Source organism: Streptomyces sp. NPDC039465, assembly GCF_055639315.1.
In genome coordinates this window covers 576013-593939 of sequence record NZ_JBVKAP010000001.1, presented here as the reverse complement: position 1 = coordinate 593939, position 17927 = coordinate 576013, and the positions used below count along the sequence as shown (strand labels likewise).

Here is a 17927-nt window from a genome sequence, read left to right as displayed (position 1 = left end):
TCTCTCGAAGCTGCCGTTGTGCCAGGGCAGTTCGGAATCGAACGGGGAAGCTAGCAGACGTGGGGGATGGTTCCCAAGGTGTGTGGAGGCGAAATTGAGGCGTTTGGGAGATTGGTAAGCCCTGTTCCGCATGTGTTCCTGCTCTGCCTGGGCACCAGCCTGGCGACCAAGGAGGAGCTCGCGGCCAACGGCGGCTACGTGCTCTTCCCGAGCAATCCGACCTTCGAGTCCTACAACGTGGTCCTCTCCGGCGGCGTGGTCACGCGGGCCGCGGTGGTCAGCGTCGTCATCACCCTGGTCGGCACGGCGCTCAGCCTGCTCTGCGCGGTGGCCCTGGCGTACGGGCTGTCGCGGCCGGGCACGGTGGCGGGCGCCGCTGCTGATGATCGTCCGCGGAGACCGCCAAGAAGCAGCACGAGGACGCACACCTGGACGTCGTCGAGGCCATCGAGGGCCAGGTGCTGCGCCAGGCGGCGGCAACCGTACGGCGCCGAACCGGACCGCCGCCGGCATCGGCCGCTCGTCGGCGCCCACGAAAGGCGGCGTGGGGTGCTCCGTACCCCGGTTCGGCAGCGGCGTCTACGCGCCAGCTGAGCTCGCGGAGGTCAGTCGAGGAGAACGAGCGACACCAGGGATGCCAGCAGCACCGTGGACACCACCAGGATGAGGCCCATGGGGGAGAGGTGTCCCATGGCGAGCACCACGATGAGGAGGAAACCCCCGAAGCCCAGACTGAGGGCTAAGAGTTCCTACACAATGACCGGATCTGTCGATGGGCAATGAGGCTGCAGGCCAGCTTGAGGAAGGCTTCGTGGATGTCGGCGCGGCGTTCCCAGCGGATGCGCAGCCGTTTGAAGCCGTGCAGCCAGGCGAAGCCGCGCTCTACGACCCAGCGGTAGGTGCCCAGGCCAGTGCCGTGGAGGGTGCCGCGGCGGGCGATGGCCGGCACGATGCCGCGGGCGCGAACCTGGTCGCGGTAGATGTCGTGGTCGTAGCCGCGGTCGGCGAAGAGCGAGGCCGGCTTGCGTTTCGGATGACCGACGCGGCCGCGGACCGGTGGAATCGCGTCAAGCAGTGGCATCAGCTGGGTGACGTCATTGCGGTTTCCGCCGGTCAGCAGCACGGCGAGTGGAGTGCCGTGGCCGTCGGTGATCAGGTGGTGTTTCGATCCGGCTCGGCCACGATCGACCGGATTCGGTCCCGTCTGCGGCCCCCTTTTGGCGCCCGCACGTGGCTGGAGTCGACCACCGCCCGCGACCAGTCCAGCCGTGCGGCCGCGTTGAGCTCGGCCAGCAGCACCTCGTGCAACTGCTGCCAGACGCCTGCTTCGTTCCAGTCCCGCAGCCGCCGCCAGCAGGTCATCCCGGATCCGAAGCCCAGTTCCTTCGGCAGGTACTCCCACTGGATGCCGGTATGCAGCACGAACAGGATGCCGCACAAGACTTGCCGGTCCGGCAGCGGTCTGCGGCCCGGATGCCGGAAACGGCGCTCCTTGCATGGCAGCAGCGGCTCGATGCGCTCCCACAACTCGTCCGACACGATCCACGGCGAAGTCCCCACGCCCTCGACAACGCTCAACTCCCGTGCCGGGCACGCCTGCCAGGGGCGATCCACCTCATTGTGTTAGGAACTCTTAGCGGCGGACGGCCGTCGGTTGGCTGGGGTGCAGACACTGGGCTGATGCCCGGTGGGTGGCTCGGCCCGGGGCGAAGGCCCTCGATAAGCGTCGGGCGAACGAAAACGCGCGCGGAATGAACTCCCTCGCAGAATCGGCGCCTCTCCCGTCACAGGAGGCACCCTGAACCCCTTCACGGTTAAACCGCGGCGCATTTCGTCGCCCGGTTTGCCGTTCAAGAGGCTCGGGGCGTCTTGTGTGACGCCAGAGGCAGCCACTCGCCGACCGGGCTCCCTTGGACCAACCGGCAAAAGGATCATTTGAGGCGCCAGGTGGTGGGGCGGCCGTCCGGTCGGCGATCCGGCGGCGGTGACAGCTCAGCGGGTGGTCCGCGACGAACTCTTCCCCGGGAGGGCAGGAGTGCGGCGAACTGATCCCAGAGGGGTTCGAGCAGGCAACATGGCACTGCGGGCACGGCCGTCCTTCGTGATCACTGAGTGGGCGGTCATCGCGTCCCGCTTCCTTGCGGGTCCTGCGCCGCGGACGGTGCGACGTCACCCGCGATGACATGACGCCGCCTCAGTCGCACAGGGCTGCCATCTGCGCCTTCATCAGTCCCTTGCTTCGCGGGACGGGCGGCTCACCCTTCAGGTCCGCGCCGAGGTCGTAGACATTGACGGCGAGGACTAGCTGTCGCTCACCGTCGGCGGTAGTGAGGGACACGCTGGTGAAGCCGGGGCCGCCGCCGTCGGTCTCCCAGGCACTGATCGGCTTGGTGTCCGGCGCCGAGCCGCATGGCACGTCCATGCGCTGCACGCCGAGTCCGTACGCCGGCGCGTCGGGGAACTGCACCGGGGTCAGGAGTTCGCGCTGCTGGGCGGGGCGCAGCAGCTTGCCGGTGAACAGGGCCCGGTGGAAACGGGCCAGGTCGTTGACCGTGGAGATCATGGCGCCGGCGGTCCAGTCGTACGACGGGCTGAATCGGGTCACATCGCGTCCCGTGAGGTCGTAGCCGTGCAGATGAGGGCCGTGAATGGCCGGGTCGGTCAGCGGGAAGGAGGTGTCCTTCAGGCCGAGCGGGGCGAGAATCCGCCGATGAATTTCGGAGGGTGCGCTGTGACGTGTGACTGCCTCGATCACCAGACCGGCGAGTAGGTAGTTGGTATTGGAGTACGACCAGCCGCCGCCGGGCGCGAATAGCGGCTTGTGCCGGACGGCGCGGGCGATCACCTCCCGAGGGGTGTAAACGTGGCCCCATTCGTGGCGCTCCAGGTAGGGGGCGAAGAACTCCGGCTCGGTGGTGGGGTCGTAGATGCCCGAGGTGTGGTTGAGCAGTTGCCGGATGGTGATGGCCCTGCCAGCGTTGCCGTTTCCCTGGACCATGCCGGGCAGCCATTTCTCCACGCTGTCGTCGAGCGAGAGCCGTCCTTCGCCCTCCAACTGCAGAAGCACCGTCGACACAAATGACTTGGTGTTACTGGCAATCCGGAACCGCTGGTCCGGCCGGGCTCGCTCGCCGCTGGCCGTGTTCGCGAGCCCGGCCGCCATCCGTGACTCCCACTCTCCGTGCCTGGCATACGCCACGACCCCTGGGAATCCGTCCGCGACCGTCTGCTCGATGGCCTCCTTAAGGCCGGCGGGCGGCGAGGCCGACACCCGCTCCGCCGTGGCCGCCGGGAAAAAGATCCCTGATGCCGCCACCGCGCAAATCCCCGCCCACAGTGCTGCGGCCCCTGCGCGTGCATTCACCGATTGCTCCTGTTTTTGTTGCCTGTGCCGTTCCTGCCCCAGCGTGCCGGGCCGCCGCACCGGTCGAACATCCTGCTGACGCCCGGATTGATACGGGGGCAGTCCCCATCCCTCACCGTCCTGTCCCTCGCCAAGTGGGGCATCAGCCCAGTGCTTGCGCCCCAACCAACAGAACGGCCGTCCGCCGCTAAGCGCAGCCCAGAAGCCCCATTCCACTCATGCGCAGCCCTGACCCGCAGACGCCATCCCACCCCAGGCGCAAACATCGCTGGGCGTGGGACCCCACCTCCCCGGCCCACCCTGATCGCCTAAAAAGCCCGCACCCGCTTCTGACCTTCCGTCAGATTGAAACGTGTTCTAGTCTGCCCAGCCATGGGCATCGGAATCACCGAAGAACAGCGGGAGCTCGCCCGGTCCGTCCGTGGCTGGATCGCCCGGGCCATGCCTCCCGAGGAGGTGCGGAAGCACCTCGACGTGCCCGGGACCGGGGTTGGGCGGCCCGGGTACTGGAGTGGTCTCGGGGGGCAGGGGATGCTCGGGGTGCATCTGCCTGAGGCGTGTGGGGGTGGCGGTGGCGGGCTCGGGGAGCTCGTCGTGGTGCTGGAGGAGACCGCGCGGGGCGTGCTTCCCGGGCCGTACCTGCCGCACGTTCTCGCCGCCGGGCTCCTGCACCGGGCCGGCCGTACCGAGCTGGTCGGCCCCCTCGCGGCGGGCGAGCGGATCGCGGCCGTGGCCCTGGGCGCGGGTTCGCTCACCGCCACCCCAGCCGAGGGCGGCGGGCTGCGGATCGACGGGACCGCGCCGCCCGTCCTCGGGGGCGCGCAGGCCGATCTGCTCCTGCTCGCCGCCCGGCAGGAGGACCGCACCCGTTGGCTGGCCGTCGACGCCGGGGCCCTCGCCGTCCGCGCCCACGAGAGCGCCGACCCGACCCGGCCCACCGCCGAGGTCACCGCCCTCGGTGCGGTCGTCCCCGCCGACCGGGTCCTGGACGGCCTGGACTCCGTACACGTACGGGACCTCGCGGCCGTGCTGTTCGCGGCGGACGCCTGCGGGACCGCCGCGCGGGCGCTGGAGACCGCCGTCGAATACGCCAAGGTGCGGGAGCAGTTCGGCAGCCCCATCGGGCGGTTCCAGGGGGTGAAGCACATCTGCGCCGACATGCTCGTACGGCTCGAGCAGGCCCGCGCCCTCACCTGGGACGCGGCACGGGCGGCCGAAAGCGCTGACGGCACCGGCCGTGACGTACGCGCCCTGACCGTCGCCCTCGCCGCCTCCGCCGCCCTGGACGCCGCGTACTCCTGCGCCAAGGACTGCATTCAGGTCCTCGGCGGCATTGGCTTCACCTGGGAGCACGACGCCCATCTCTATCTGCGCCGCGCCGTCGTCGCCCGGCAGCTCCTGGGCGCGGGCGACGCCCACCGCCTGCGGGCCGTCGCCCTTGCGGCGGCCGGGGCGCGCCGGGAGCTGCGGCTCGACCTGCCCCCGGAGGCGGAGCCGTACCGCGTCGCGGCGCGGGAGGCCGTCGCCGTGGCCGTCGGGCTCGACCCGGCCGCCGCCCGCCGCGCCCTCGCCGCCACCGGCCATGCCGCCCCGCACCTCCCGCAACCGTACGGCCTGGGCGCCGGGCCGCTCCAGCAGCTCGCCGTGCAGCAGGAGCTCGCGGCGGCCGGGGTGGCCGTGGCCGAGCTGGGGATCGCCACCTGGGTCGTACCGTCCCTGATCGCGTACGGCTCCGACGCGCAGAAGGAACGTTTCCTGCTGCCGACCTTGCGCGGCGAGGTGCAGTGGTGCCAGCTCTTCAGCGAACCGGGCGCCGGCTCCGACCTGGCGTCGCTGCGGACCCGGGCCGACCGGACGGAGGACGGCTGGCGGATCAACGGGCAGAAGGTGTGGACGAGCGCCGCCCAGTGGGCCGACTACGGCATCCTGCTGGCCCGTACCGACCCGGACGCCCCCAAGCACAAGGGGCTGACGTACTTCCTCGTCGACATGAAGCGCACCCCCGGCATCGAGATCCGGCCACTGAAGGAGATCACCGGGGACGCCCTCTTCAACGAGGTGTACTTCGACGACGCGCTGCTGCCGCCGGACGCGGTGGTGGGGACGGTCGACGACGGCTGGCGCGTCGCCCGTAACACGCTCGGCAACGAGCGGGTCCACATGGCCGACCAGGTCGCCTTCGATACCGGCCTGGAGGCCCTGCTCGCCCGCGTCCCCGAGCTGGACGACACGTACCGCGCCCGGATCGGCGCCCTGGTCGCCGAGGCGCACGCGCTCGGCTGCATCGGGCTGCGCACCACCCTCCAACAGGTGTCCGGTCTTGAACCGGGCGCGGGCGCCAGCGTCCGCAAGCTCGTCCAGACCGTCCACCAGCAGAAGATCGCCGAGCTCGCCCTCGAACTGCTCGGCCCGGCAGGCGCGTTGCGCGAGGGGCCGGGGGAGCGGGCCGTGCACGGCCTGCTGATGTCCCGCTGTCTCACCATCGCCGGAGGCACCACGCAGGTCCAGCTCAATGTCGTCGCCGAGCGCATCCTCGGCCTGCCCCGCGACTGACCCCGCGACTGAAGGAGTCCTGGTGAAGAGCTACGCGAAGAGCTACATCGTCGGAGTCGGTACGACGAATTTCGAGAAGCCCGAGTCCCGTGACTGGCAGTACTGGGACATGGTGCGGGAGGCGGGCGGCGCCGCGCTCGCCGATGCCGGGATCGCGTACGAGCAAGTCGAGCAGGTCCCCGTCGGCTACTGCTTCCAGGCCTCCACGGCCGGTCAGCGCGCCGCGTACGAACTCGGTCTGACCGGTGTCCCCGTCTACAACGTCAACAACAACTGCGCGACCGGGTCGACCGCGCTCATGATGGCCCGGCAGTTCGTGGAGGGCGGGATCAGCGACTGCGTGCTGGCCCTCGGCTTCGAGAAGATGGCGCGCGGCGCGCTGGGAGGAGGTTCCGACGGCGGGGACTTCAAGACGTCGCCGGTCGCCCGGCACTACGGCATCATGGCCGCCTCGCACGGCTTCGAGATGACACCGCCCACCGCGCAGATCTTCGGCAACGCGGCCCGCGAGCACATGGCGAAGTACGGCACGACCGAGGCGCAGCTCGCCGCCGTGGGGGCCAAGAACCACCGGCACTCCGCGCACAACCCGCAGGCGCAGTTCCAGGATGTCTACACGGTCGACGAGGTCCTCGCCGCCAGGACCGTCCACGCGCCGCTGACCAAGCTGCAATGCTCGCCGACCTCGGACGGCTCGGCCGCCGCCGTCGTCGTGTCGGAGCGTTTCGTGGAGCGGCACGGGCTCGCGGAGAAGGCCGTGGAGATCGCGGGCCAGGCGATGACCACCGACACGGCCGCCTCCTTCGCGTCGGGGACCTGTATCGACGCGGTCGGGCAGCCGATGTCCCGGGAGGCGGCCCGGCAGGCGTACGAGCGGGCGGGCCTCGGCATCGACGACGTCGACGTCGTCGAGCTGCACGACTGCTTCTCCATCAACGAGCTGCTGACCTACGAGGCGCTCGGCATGTGCGAACCCGGCGGGTCGGGGGAGCTTGTGGAGTCCGGGGCGACGACGTACGGCGGGCGCTGGGTGGTCAATCCGTCCGGCGGGCTGATCTCCAAGGGCCACCCGCTGGGCGCGACCGGACTCGCCCAGGCCGCCGAACTGGTCCGGCAGCTGCGTGCGGAGGCGGGCGCCCGCCAGGTGGAGGGCGCCCGCGTGGGCCTCGCGCACAACATCGGACTCGGCGGGGCGGCCGTGGTCACGCTGCTGCGGAGGCCGGTCTGAGGGTCCGAAGGAGCAGGGCCAGAAGGAGCAGGGTCAGAAGGAGCAGGGTCAGAAGGCGGGGGTGCCGAAGAAGAGGGCGCCGGCCGCCCGGGGATCGTCGGAGAGGAAGAACTCCCGCCAGGAGCGGACGGACTCCTGGCGGCTGATCGTGCCGTCGCCGTCGGTGTCCAGCGCGTGGAAGAGGTCCATCGCGTCCGGGGCGGTGATGTCCCAGACCTCCAGCCACCGCTGGTACTCGCCCTTGTCGATCAGTCCGTCGCCGTCGGTGTCGATGATGTCGAAGACGGCGTGCGGCAGGGCCTCGACCAGAGTGAACCGGCTGGTGTCGAGCACGGTCGCGCGCAGCGCCGCCGTGTACTCGGCCTTGCTGAGACGCTCCTTGCCGCCCGCGTGGCGGCGCACCTCCTGCCAGGCCATCGCGTACGCGGCCGTCAGCGCCTGGCCCTCCTGGCCGTCCCGCTCCGTCTTGTACGCGTCCAGGATCCGCTCGACGATCAGCTGGTGGTCGGCCCACTCGACATAGCCGTCGGCGTTCACGTCGGTGGCCTCGAAGAGCCGCTCCAGCCGGGTGTCCCTGGAGGTCGTGGTCGTCATCTATGGGGTCCTCTCATGACCGAACGAGGGGGTGACGTGGCGCGCGCCGCTGAACACTGCCCAGGTCAGGCCCCTCGACACGGCGCCCCACCAGGTCCACCCATGTGGGTGATCACGGCCAGGGCCTAGGTCGAACGCCCGGTGGCTCCTACATCGAAATCGGGATGTACGGACCGCTGTGCGGGTGCGACCATGACACCCATGCCCGAAGCCCGGATAGCCAGCGCGGACCCCGCCCACCCCACCGATGCCCCAGCCGCTGATCCCGGCTCCGGTCCCGGCTCCGGCCGCCGCCTGGCGACGCGGACCTGGGTGGCCATCGCCGTCGCCTGCGCCGGCCAGTTCCTCGTCGTCCTCGACGTCTCCGTGGTGAACGTGGCGCTGCCCTCGATGCGCGCCGACCTCGGTCTCTCCGCCACCGGACTGCAGTGGGTCCTCAACGCCTACGCCATCGCCTTCGCCGGTTTCATGCTGCTCGGCGGACGCGCGGCGGATCTCTTCGGCCGCAAGCGGATATTCCTGCTGGGCCTCGGCCTCTTCACCGCCGCGTCCGTGGCCGGCGGCCTCGCCCAGGAGGGGTGGCAGCTGCTGGCCGCCCGCGCCGTGCAGGGCCTCGGCGCGGCCGTCCTCGCCCCGGCGACCCTGACGATCGTGACGGCCGCCGTCCCGGCAGGACCCGCCCGGACCCGGGCCATCGGCACATGGTCGGCGGTGGGCGCGGGCGGCGGCGCGGCCGGGGGACTGGTCGGCGGGGTCCTCACCGAGCTGCTGTCCTGGCGCTGGGTGCTCCTGATCAACGTCCCGGTCGGCGCGCTGATCCTGGTCGGCGCGGCCCTGTGGCTGCGCGAGAGCCGTACGGGCGGCGGGCGCAGGCTGGATCTGCCCGGTGCCGTCCTCGTCACCGGCGGCCTCGCGGCGGTGGCGTACGGCATCGTGCAGACGGAGGAGGCCGGCTGGGGCGCGGCCGCCACCCTGCTGCCGCTGCTGGGCGGCCTGGCCCTGCTGGCCGTCTTCGTCGCGGTCGAGGCCCGGACGGCGGAGCCGCTGATGCCGCTGAAGGTGTTCCGGACGCGAGCCGTGTCGGCGGCCAACGTGGCGATGTTGGTGAACGGTTCGGCGTCGTTCGCCATGTGGTTCTTCATGATCGTCTACGCCCAGAACGTCCTCGGCTACACCCCGCTGGAGGCGGGACTCGCCCTCATCCCCAGCTCGGTGAGTGTCATCGTCGGCTCCAAGCTCGCCCCGCGGCTGATGCCGTCGACCGGCGCGCGGAACCTCGCCGTCATCGGCGCGCTGATCGCCGCCTGCGGCTTCGGCTGGCAGTCGACGATGACCGCCGACGGCGACTTCGTCACCTCCATCCTCGGCCCCGGCGTCCTGATGATGACGGGCCTCGGCCTCGCCCTGACCCCGCTCGCGTCGCTGGCCACCTCGGGCGCGGCGCCGGGCGACGCGGGCCTCGTGTCCGGGATCGTCAACACCTCGCGGACGATGGGCGGGGCGCTCGGGCTCGCGGTGCTGTCGACCGTCGCCGCGTCGAAGACGGCCGGCGCCACCACCCCGCAGGCCCTGACCGAGGGGTACGCGCTGGCGTTCCGTACGGGTACGGGCGTGCTGCTGGCCGGGGCCGTGCTGATGCTGCTGTGGCTGCCGCGCCGCTCGGAGCCGTAACGGCACTCCGTGGTCCGGCCTTCGGGCGCGGCTCAGAGCCAGCCCTGCTGACGGGCTGCCCGGACGGCCTCCATGCGGTTGCGGGTGCCCGTCTTGCCGATGGCCGACGAGAGGTAGTTCCGTACCGTCGACTCGGACAGGTGCAGCGTGGCGGCGATGTCCGCGATCGTCGCCCCGTCCACCGACGCGGTCAGCGCGTCCCGTTCCCGGGCGGTCAGCGGATTGGGCCCGGCGCTCAACGCGGCCGCCGCCAGGACCGGATCGATCACCCGCTCACCGGTCAGGACCCGTCGGATCGCCGCCGCCAGCTCCTCCACCGGCCCGTCCTTCACCAGGAACCCGGCCGCCCCCGCCTCCATCGCGCGCCGCAGATACCCGGGTCGCCCGAAGGTCGTGAGGATCAGCACCCGGCAGTCCGGCGCCTCCTCCCGCAGATCGGCCGCTGCGTCCAGCCCGCTGCGGCCCGGCAGTTCGATGTCGAGGAGCGCCACGTCCGGGCGTGCGGTGAGCGCCGCCTCCACGATCTCGTCCCCGCGCCCGACCTGCGCCACCACCTCGATGTCGGGTTCGAGGCCGAGCAGCAGCGCGAGGGCGCCCCGCATCATGCCCTGGTCCTCGGCGAGCAGGACTCTGATCATCGGCTGCGCTCCTCATCGGCGGCCGGTGCGTCCACCGGCAGTTCTGCCACGACCCGGAACCCCCGGCGCGGGCCGGGTCCCGACTCCAGGGTCCCGCCTGCCGCGGCCACCCGCTCGCGCAGCCCCGCCAGCCCGCTGCCGCCCGTACCGACGCCCGCACCTGCGCCCGAGCTGCCGCCCGTACCGTCGTCGCTGAACGTCAGCCGGACCCGGTCCGCGGTGGAGTGCACGGTGATGTCGCAGTGTGACGCGCCACTGTGACGTACGGCGTTGGTGGCCGACTCCCGTACCACCCACGCCAGCAGCGCCTCGGTGGCCGGCTCCAGGGGCGGTCCCGCCCGGCGCACGGCCGGCTCGATCCCCGCGGCGGTCAGCAGGTCGCGGGCGCGGTCGAGTTCGGTGGTGAGGCTGCCCTGACGGTAGCCGGTGACCGCCTCGCGGATCTCGGTGAGGGCCTGACGGCCGACCGTCTCGATGTCCTTGACCTGGGCGAGGGCCGCGTCGAGATCGCGCGGGGCGAGCCTGCGGGCGGCCTCCGCCTTCACCACGACGACGGAGAGGGTGTGGCCGAGCAGGTCGTGCAGATCGCGGGAGAAGCGCAGCCGTTCCTTCTCGACCGCCGTGCGCGCCAGTTCCTGCCGGGTGGCGCGCAGTTCGCGCACCGACTCGTGGAGCGCGAGGACCGTGGCGGTGACCATGCCGGAGATGAACGTGCCGTACGAGATGGTCAGCCCGCCCCACCCGTCGTGGTACGCGCCGATCGCGCCCGACGCGACGGTCAGCGGCAGCACGGCCGCGGTCAGCGCCCTGCCGCGCAGCACCGCCCCGCAGGCGAGGGTGAGCAGCGGGAAGAACATCACCCATCCGCCGCCGTAGCCGATCGCGAGGCCGAAGGTGATCCCGCCCATCGTCACCAGCGCGCCTCGGGTGGCCCAGCTCTCGCGGGTGCGCCGGTCGAAGGCGCGGAAGGCGACGGCGACGTAGAGGGAGTTGAAGGCGAGCAGGCCGAGGGCGCCGGCCCAGGGGTTCGGGGTCTCGCCCTGGAGGAGGTGGGAGAAGGCCCCCAGACCCATCAGCAGCCAGGGCAGCAGACTCCAGCCCCCGGAGAGCCCCCGCTCCCGGCCCGGGCCCGAGTCCTGGCCCAGGTCCTGGTCCTGGTCCTGCCCGTCCTCTTCCCGCATGCCCCTACCTGTCGTCATCGTCGTCGCCTACGCCGTCCTGGCGGACCGACGGTACGAAACGGCCGCGTACGCGCCGAACAGCAGGGCCCAGAAGGTGAGGACGGCCAGGGCGGTCAGCCCGGGGACGGTGCCCTCGGTGACGGCCCGGCCGACTTCGGCGAACCGGTTGGTCGGGGTGATCTGCGACAGCGTGCGCAGCCACCCCGGGAAGAGGTCCACCGGGAACCACAGCCCGCCGACGATCGCGAGGCCCAGATTGCACACCACGTTCACCACACCCGTGGTCTGGGCGGAGAGGCGGTAGCCGTTGCCGAGGCCGAGGAGGGTGAAGGGAAGCGCGCCGATCCACAGCGTGCCGACGACGGCAGCCCACTGCCAGGCCGCCATCCGTACGCCGTTGACCAGTGCCCCGGCCGCGAGGACGGCGACGATGGACGGCAGGACGATCACCGATCCGGTGAGCGCGCGGCCGACGACGACCTGCCGGGGGCTCATGGGCGTGATCCGCAACTGCCGCAGCCAACCGTGGGACTTGTCCTCGGCGACGCCGGTGCCGGTGGACAGGGCGGCGCCCAGCGCTCCGTACGCCGCCATGCCGACCATGGCGGCGGTGGGCCAGCCGTCGGTGTTCTGACCGAGGTTGGTGAAGAGCAGGTACATGAGGACCGGCATCCCGATGCCGAAGATCACGAAACCGGCGTCGCGCAGGGTGCGGCGGACTTCCAGGGCGACGTAGGCGCGGGTCGAGGCGATCACCGGGCGTTCTCCAAGCGGACGTTTTCCGGGTGGACGGGCGTAACGGATGGGACGGGCGGGACGGGCGGGGCCGACGTGAGGGCGAGGAAGGCGTCGTCGAGGGAGACCGGGGCGACTTCGAGCCCCCGGATCGCGTCGAGAGCGGCGAGGGCGAGCACGGTCGCGTCCGAATCGTCCGTACGGAGCCGGGCCCGGCCCGCGTGGACCTCCACGGAGACGACCCCCGGCAGCCGACCGAGCCCGTCCGCCGGGCGGCCCGCCAGGTCGACGGAGACCAGATGGCCGCCCACCGCCCGCTTGAGCGCCTCGGCCGTGCCGTCCGCGACGATCCGGCCGCGGTCGACCACCACGATCCGATCGGCGTGTGCGTCGGCCTCCTCCAGATAGTGGGTGGAGAACAGCACGGTGTTGCCATGTCCCGCGTAGCCCCGCATCGACGCCCAGAAGGCGTGCCGGGCCTCCACGTCGAGGGCCGCGGTCGGCTCGTCGAGGACGATCAGCTCGGGCCGGCCCGCCAGCGCGAGGGCGAACCGCACGCGCTGCGCCTGGCCGCCGGAGAGCCGGTCGACGCGGCGGTCGGCCAGGTCCGTCAGCCCGGCCAGCTCCAGAGCCTGCGCGACGGGCAACGGGCGGGCGTACGTACGGGCGGTGAACGTGACCAGTTCCCGCACCGTGACGCGGGGGACCGGCCGGGCGTCCTGGAGCATCGCCCCGACCCGCCCGGCGGCGACCGCGTGGCCGGGCGCCCGCCCGAAGAGCCGCACGGCGCCCGCGTCGGGCTCGTCCAGGCCGAGGAGCAGCCCGATGGTGGTGGACTTCCCGGCGCCGTTGCGGCCGAGCAGGGCGACCGTCTCGCCCCGGCGGACCGTCAGATCGACGCCGTCCACGGCGCGTACGTCCCCGAAGGCCTTCACGGCCCCGGCCAGCTGGACCGCCGGAGCGGTGTCCGGTGATGTCTTCGTCATGGCCTCGACGCTACGGAGCCGCGCGGTCGCCCCGGCAGATGCGGATGTACGGACCCGGCGGTGACAAATGTCCTGGGTGGCCTGTCCGACGCGCGCATCTGACGCGGCGTCAGGAGCCTTCACAAGTCATGGGGGGTGCGTTATACATAGGGGCCAACCGGCCTAGAACGCGTTCTAGAACAGGCGCGGGGCGGCCGGTCCCGTACGGCCTCGGTGCGGCCGACGGTGCGGACGGCCGCGCCGAGGTCTTCCACTCCTCGACCCTCGTAGGAGCAGCAGCCACATGCCCATCGATGCCGCCAAGGCGATCGCCGCCGAACCCAGGAGCGCGGAGATCACCTGGGACCACAAGGACGTCCAGCTCTACCACCTCGGCCTCGGCGCGGGCGTCCCCGCCACCGACCCCGACGAACTGCGCTACACCCTGGAGTCCAAGCTCCACGTCCTGCCCAGCTTCGCCACCGTCGCCGGCGGTGGGGTGGGCGTCGTCGGCGGACTCGGGGCGCCCGGCATCGACGTCGACCTCGCCGCCGTCCTGCACGGCGGCCAGACCATCACACTGCACCGCGCCCTGCCGGTCGCGGGCCGGGCCACCACCACCTCGCGCGTCGCCGCCGTCTACGACAAGGGCAAGGCCGCGATCCTCGTCCTGCGCTCGGAGGCCGCCGACGCCGACGGCCCGCTGTGGACGAGCGACGCGCAGATCTTCGTACGGGGCGAAGGCGGCTGGGGCGGCGACCGCGGGCCTTCCGTACGCACCGAACTCCCCGACCGCGCGCCGGACCGCACCGTCGAACGCCCCATCCGCGAGGAGCAGGCGCTGCTCTACCGGCTGTCCGGCGACTGGAACCCGCTCCACGCCGACCCCGAGTTCGCCAAGCTCGCCGGCTTCGATCGGCCCATTCTGCACGGCCTGTGCTCGTACGGCATGACCCTCAAGGCGGTCGTCGACACCCTCCTCGACGGGGACGTGACCCGGGTCCGCTCGTACAGCACGCGCTTCGCCGGGGTGGTCTTCCCCGGGGAGACCCTGCGGATCCGGATGTGGACCGGGGACGGCCGCGTCCAGGTGTCGGTGACGGCCGTGGAACGGGACGACGCGCCCGTCCTCGCCGACACCGTCGTCGACCATTCGTGATTCCGTCGCCCCTTCCGTGATCGACCGTTCGTGATCGACCCTTCGTGATGGGAGCCGCACCATGCGCGCAGCCGTACTGCACGAGACAGGTCAGGACAAACTCGAAGTCCTCGACGACATCGAGGCGGTGGGCTTCGGCCCCGGCAAGGTCAAGATCCGGGTCCGGGCCACGGGACTGTGCCACTCCGACATCTCCGCGATGAGCGGGGTGCTGCCCCAGCCCGCGCCCTTCGTCCCCGGACACGAGGGCGCGGGCGAGATCCTCGACGTCGGCGACGGCGTCACCGGCCTGAGCCCCGGCGCCCGGGTCCTGCTGTGCTGGCTGCCCGCGTGCGGTACCTGCCCGTCCTGCAAGCGCGGCCAGACCCAGCTGTGCCTGGCCGGCTTCATGAACGCCGGCGTGCCCAACTTCAAACGCCCCGGCGGCGACGTCTTCGGCTTCGCCGGCACCGGCACGTTCGCCGAGGAGGTCGTCGTCGACGCGGGCTGCGCCGTACCGATCCCGGACGACGTGCCCTACGACATCGCCGCCCTCATCGGCTGCGGCGTCACCACCGGACTCGGCGCGGCCATCAACACCGCCAAGGTGGAGGCCGGTTCGTCAGTCGCCGTCATCGGCTGCGGCGGCGTGGGCATCTCCGCCGTCCAGGGCGCCAGACTCCAGGGCGCGGCGCAGATCGTCGCCGTCGACCCGGTCGAGTCCCGGCGGGAGGCGGCGCTGCGGTTCGGCGCGACGGAGGCGGTCGCACCGGACGCACTCGCCGACGCCAAACAGCGGATCACCGGCGGCGAGGGCTTCGACTACGTCTTCGAGGTCGTCGGCAGGTCGGCGACGGCCCGCACGGCCTACGAGACCACCCGGCGCGGCGGCACGCTGTGCGTGGTCGGCGCGGGCGCGCTCGACGACTTCCTCCAGCTCAACATGTTCGAGCTGTTCTTCGACGAGAAGCGGATCCTGCCGTCGATGTACGGCGGCGGGGACGTGATGCGCTCGTACGAACGGGCCATCGCGCTGTGGCGGGCGGGCCGGATCGACCTCGCCTCGCTGATCACCCACCGGGTGCCGCTGGCAGGGATCAACGAGGCGCTGGACCAGATGCGTACGGGCGCGGCGCTGCGTACCTGCATCGAGATCTGACCTGTATCGAGAGCCGAACCGCATCGAGATCTGACCGTATCGAGAGCTGAGAGGACGCTGCCGGATGTCACTGCCTCTTGAGGGCTTGAGCGCGATCGTCACGGGCGCCGGGCGGGGCCTGGGGCGCGCCGAGGCGCTGGAACTGGCCCGGCTCGGCGCGGCCGTCGTCGTCAACGACTACGGCCGGCCGGGCCGGGACGGCTCGGGCGAGGTGTCAGCGGGGCCCGCGGAGCAGGTCACGGCGGAGATCGTCGCGGCGGGCGGCCGGGCCGTGGCCCACGTCGGCGACGTGGCCGACACGGACGCTGCCCGCGCGCTGGTGGACCTGGCGGTCACCACGTACGGAAAGCTCGACATCCTGGTCAACAACGCTGGGATCCTGCGGGACCGGATGGTCTTCTCGATGAGCGAAGAGGAGTGGGATTCGGTGATCCGGGTCCATCTCAAGGGCCACTTCAACACCACGCATTACGCCTCCGTGCACTGGCGTGAGCGGTCGAAGGCGGCGGGCGGGCCGGTGTACGGCCGGATCGTCAACACCTCGTCGGAGGCGTTCCTCGCGGGCTCCGCGGGCCAGCCGAACTACGCGGCGGCCAAGGGCGGGATCGTGGGCCTGACGACGTCCACGGCGGCGGCGCTGGGGAAGTACGGCGTCACGGCGAACGCGATCTGCCCCCGGGCCCGTACGCGGATGACGGAGGACGTCTTCGCCGGCTTCGCCGAACCGGCCTCGGGCGAACTGGACCCGCTGGCGCCCGAGCACGTGTCGCCTCTCGTGGGCTATCTGGCCTCGCCCGCGGCGGCGAAGGTGAACGGCCAGGTGCTGGTGGTGCACGGCGGGATGGTGGCGATCGTGGAACGCCCTCGAGTCGCGGCCAAGTTCGACACGGCGAAGGAGTCCTTCACGTACGAGGAACTGGACGGCGTCCTGACCCCGTACTACGACACCCGCCCGGCGAACGAGTCGTTCGCGGCGACGGAGGTGCTGGGCTTGAAGAAGGGGTGAGGGGCCCTTGGGCGGGCGGCGGGGTTGGATCGCGGTGGCGGTGGGGGCTGATCCCGGCGCCTGGCCTCCCGCCAAGCCCGGCCCGTACGGCCTGCTCGGCCGGTTGCTGCGGCCGGCCGCGTCTTCGCCGTCGGCGGCCACGGGCTGCCCGTCGGCCGCTCCCTCGGGGCCCTCTCGGGGGGCACACGCCCCACCCGCCGCGGCGGGTGGGGCCTCCGCCCGGCTGCTACTCCGCGTCGTCGCGGCGGTGGCGGCCGTGCGGGCGGGCCGACTGGTCGTCCTGGGACGACGCGCCCCCGCGGTGCTTGCCGGAGCCGACCGGTCGAGTCTGGTCGGTGGTGGCGTCTGACATGCTGGAACTCACCCCGTAGTTATCGCTGTTGTGCCAAAGCCGTGAGTCTAACCAGCGGCACTCCGCCGCCCGCTCAGCGGCGCCTGCTGCAACGGCACGGGTCTGCACACGGCGGGTTTCACCGGCGCCTGCACGGTCTGCGCGGCCTGTGCCGGCGAGGCCGCCGCCCCCGCCGGAGTCCCCACCGGCACCTCCACCGGCACTTCGAGGCGCGCCAGACCGCACGGCACTCCTGCCGTGACGTACGGCAGGCGCAGGGCACCGGACGGGGTCCACAGGCCCGCCCCCGCGAGCCATCCGGCGGGCGCCGCGACCTGGTGGAGGCGGCGCGCCGAGGGGCGCCACAGGCCCACCCAGCTGCCCGCCGCCCCGTCGATCCGCAGCGCCACCGCGCAGCTCTCCGGCATCAGCATCTGCCCCGGCTGGATCGCGAACGGCGTCACCGCCGCGTCCGGCAGCCGCAGGCACTCCGGGAAACGCACCGGCCGCGAACTGCCCAGCACCCCCCACCCCAGCCGGTGGTGCCCCGGCGACGGCGCGTCCGAGCGGATCAGCAGCAGCCCGCTGTCCGGGTCGGCGAGCAGCAGCCGGTCGTCGCTCTCCTCGGTGATCTGGAGCAGCTCGGTGACCTCGCCGCCCCGCTCCAGGTCGACCGCGACCGTCTTCACCGGCCCGCCGTCCAGCCGCCGGTCGACGGCGAGCATCCGGCCCGTACGGTCCAGCCACACCCCGCCCGTGCAGCGGCCCTTCACCTCGGCCACCAGCTCAGGACCGAACGCGCCGCCCGCCACGAGCCAGATCGCCGTGGCGACCGGGCCGGGCACGAGCGCGTAGGCGCAGGTGCCGTCCGGCGACGGCGGCAGCAGGGTGAGCCCCGCCGACTCGAGGGCGCCGAGCGGCAGTTCGCCGGTCCCCGGGCCCGTCGGGTACAGCAGCGAGAAGACGTACCGCCCCTGCACCCGGCGTCCGATCAGCACCCGCCCGTCCGCCATCGGCAGGACCCGCGCGTCGGGCTCCTCGGGCTGGCCGAGCGGCAGGGGGACCGCGTACGGCTCCGGGCCGTCCAGCGTCCACCGTTCCGGATACAGGGCGTCCCCGTCTCCCGCCAGGCGCGCGGCGTACGCGCCGTCCGCAGTGATCGTGAACCCCGTGGGCCGCAGCGTGCCGTCTTCCTCCGCGGCGGCCTCGATGGCACAGGCTGTCATCGGGTCGTCACCTCCGGCCACCGAAGCTAGTTTTCGCACTTCCAGCCGAACGACGCGAGACCTACCTCTTCACACATAAGGGTGGCCATCGACCGATTCGCGCCCCGGCAAGTGGGTGATTGTGCTGAAGAGACGCGA

16 protein-coding genes and 1 pseudogene are annotated in these 17927 nt (G+C 72.0%); 7 read left to right on the top strand and 10 right to left on the bottom strand.

The genetic code is table 11. From position 1 onward, the window contains the following. The first annotated feature begins 132 nt into the window (after positions 1–132). Positions 133–594: a hypothetical protein gene (locus ACZ7LT_RS02750; RefSeq protein ID WP_471233192.1), complete on the top strand. Its 462-nt coding sequence runs from the start codon at positions 133–135 to the stop codon at positions 592–594. A gap of 145 nt (positions 595–739) precedes the next feature. Here the strand turns inward: ACZ7LT_RS02750 and ACZ7LT_RS02745 are convergent. The 3 genes and pseudogenes from ACZ7LT_RS02745 to ACZ7LT_RS02735 all read right to left on the bottom strand — a co-directional run bounded on the left by ACZ7LT_RS02745 (position 740) and on the right by ACZ7LT_RS02735 (position 3424). After that, positions 740–1560 (bottom strand): IS5 family transposase gene (locus ACZ7LT_RS02745; RefSeq protein WP_471234771.1). Its coding sequence is split into 2 segments (ribosomal slippage): positions 740–1234 and positions 1237–1560, totalling 819 coding nucleotides; the frame shifts between segments, so codons are not numbered across the junction. Between the two features lie 406 nt (positions 1561–1966). After that, positions 1967–2090 (bottom strand): annotated as a pseudogene (locus ACZ7LT_RS02740) (IS5/IS1182 family transposase); the annotation flags it as partial. A gap of 104 nt (positions 2091–2194) precedes the next feature. Then, positions 2195–3424 (bottom strand): serine hydrolase domain-containing protein, encoded by a 1230-nt coding sequence (locus ACZ7LT_RS02735; RefSeq protein ID WP_471233189.1) that lies wholly within the window; start codon positions 3422–3424, stop codon positions 2195–2197. 312 nt (positions 3425–3736) lie between these two features. Here ACZ7LT_RS02735 and ACZ7LT_RS02730 point away from each other — a divergent pair, with 312 nt between their 5' ends. Together ACZ7LT_RS02730 and ACZ7LT_RS02725 are read left to right on the top strand one after the other, a co-directional pair. After that, positions 3737–5917, top strand: a complete 2181-nt coding sequence (locus ACZ7LT_RS02730; RefSeq protein WP_471233186.1) for an acyl-CoA dehydrogenase — start codon at positions 3737–3739, stop codon at positions 5915–5917. A 22-nt stretch (positions 5918–5939) separates the two neighbouring features. Further along, a complete protein-coding gene (locus ACZ7LT_RS02725) occupies positions 5940–7145 on the top strand; it encodes a thiolase C-terminal domain-containing protein (RefSeq protein WP_471233182.1) in 1206 nt (401 codons plus the stop codon). Between the two features lie 48 nt (positions 7146–7193). On the opposite strand, the gene ACZ7LT_RS02720 is transcribed toward ACZ7LT_RS02725, so the two are convergent. Next, positions 7194–7739: an EF-hand domain-containing protein gene (locus ACZ7LT_RS02720; protein ID WP_471233179.1), complete on the bottom strand. Its 546-nt coding sequence runs from the start codon at positions 7737–7739 to the stop codon at positions 7194–7196. A gap of 192 nt (positions 7740–7931) precedes the next feature. Between ACZ7LT_RS02720 and ACZ7LT_RS02715 the strand changes: the two genes are divergently transcribed. Continuing rightward, entirely contained in the window at positions 7932–9410 is a 1479-nt protein-coding gene (locus ACZ7LT_RS02715; protein WP_471233175.1) for an MFS transporter, read from the top strand. A gap of 32 nt (positions 9411–9442) precedes the next feature. Here the strand turns inward: ACZ7LT_RS02715 and ACZ7LT_RS02710 are convergent, their stop codons facing one another. Genes ACZ7LT_RS02710 through ACZ7LT_RS02695 form a run of 4 tightly spaced genes read right to left on the bottom strand, consistent with a single transcriptional unit; the run spans position 9443 to position 12950 of the window. Further along, the gene (locus tag ACZ7LT_RS02710; RefSeq protein ID WP_471233172.1) at positions 9443–10048 is read right to left on the bottom strand and encodes a response regulator; all 606 of its coding nucleotides are present in this window, start codon (positions 10046–10048) and stop codon (positions 9443–9445) included. Beyond that, the gene (locus ACZ7LT_RS02705; RefSeq protein WP_471233167.1) at positions 10045–11247 is read right to left on the bottom strand and encodes a sensor histidine kinase; all 1203 of its coding nucleotides are present in this window, start codon (positions 11245–11247) and stop codon (positions 10045–10047) included. The genes ACZ7LT_RS02710 and ACZ7LT_RS02705 overlap by 4 nt, the downstream gene beginning before the upstream one ends. Before the next feature lie 9 nt (positions 11248–11256). Further along, positions 11257–11985 carry an ABC transporter permease gene (locus ACZ7LT_RS02700; protein ID WP_471233163.1) on the bottom strand — a complete coding sequence of 243 codons (729 nt, stop codon included), beginning with the start codon at positions 11983–11985 and terminating at the stop codon, positions 11257–11259. Beyond that, positions 11982–12950, bottom strand: coding sequence for an ABC transporter ATP-binding protein (locus ACZ7LT_RS02695; RefSeq protein ID WP_471233159.1), 969 nt, complete (start codon positions 12948–12950; stop codon positions 11982–11984). Before ACZ7LT_RS02695 ends, ACZ7LT_RS02700 begins: the two co-directional genes overlap by 4 nt. Positions 12951–13233: 283 nt before the next feature. Between ACZ7LT_RS02695 and ACZ7LT_RS02690 the strand changes: the two genes are divergently transcribed. The 3 genes from ACZ7LT_RS02690 (at position 13234) to ACZ7LT_RS02680 (ending at position 16232) form a co-directional block, all read left to right on the top strand. Next, the gene (locus tag ACZ7LT_RS02690; RefSeq protein WP_471233156.1) at positions 13234–14088 is read left to right on the top strand and encodes a MaoC/PaaZ C-terminal domain-containing protein; all 855 of its coding nucleotides are present in this window, start codon (positions 13234–13236) and stop codon (positions 14086–14088) included. Between the two features lie 61 nt (positions 14089–14149). After that, positions 14150–15226, top strand: a complete 1077-nt coding sequence (locus ACZ7LT_RS02685) for a Zn-dependent alcohol dehydrogenase (protein WP_471233152.1) — start codon at positions 14150–14152, stop codon at positions 15224–15226. A 64-nt stretch (positions 15227–15290) separates the two neighbouring features. Further along, the gene (locus ACZ7LT_RS02680) at positions 15291–16232 is read left to right on the top strand and encodes a 3-oxoacyl-ACP reductase (RefSeq protein ID WP_471233148.1); all 942 of its coding nucleotides are present in this window, start codon (positions 15291–15293) and stop codon (positions 16230–16232) included. 226 nt (positions 16233–16458) lie between these two features. On the opposite strand, the gene ACZ7LT_RS02675 is transcribed toward ACZ7LT_RS02680, so the two are convergent. Together ACZ7LT_RS02675 and ACZ7LT_RS02670 are read right to left on the bottom strand one after the other, a co-directional pair. Next, positions 16459–16584, bottom strand: a complete 126-nt coding sequence (locus ACZ7LT_RS02675; RefSeq protein ID WP_019885909.1) for a hypothetical protein — start codon at positions 16582–16584, stop codon at positions 16459–16461. Positions 16585–16631: 47 nt separating this feature from the next. Continuing rightward, positions 16632–17789, bottom strand: coding sequence for a hypothetical protein (locus ACZ7LT_RS02670; protein ID WP_471233143.1), 1158 nt, complete (start codon positions 17787–17789; stop codon positions 16632–16634). Between the last annotated feature and the right edge of the window lie 138 nt (positions 17790–17927).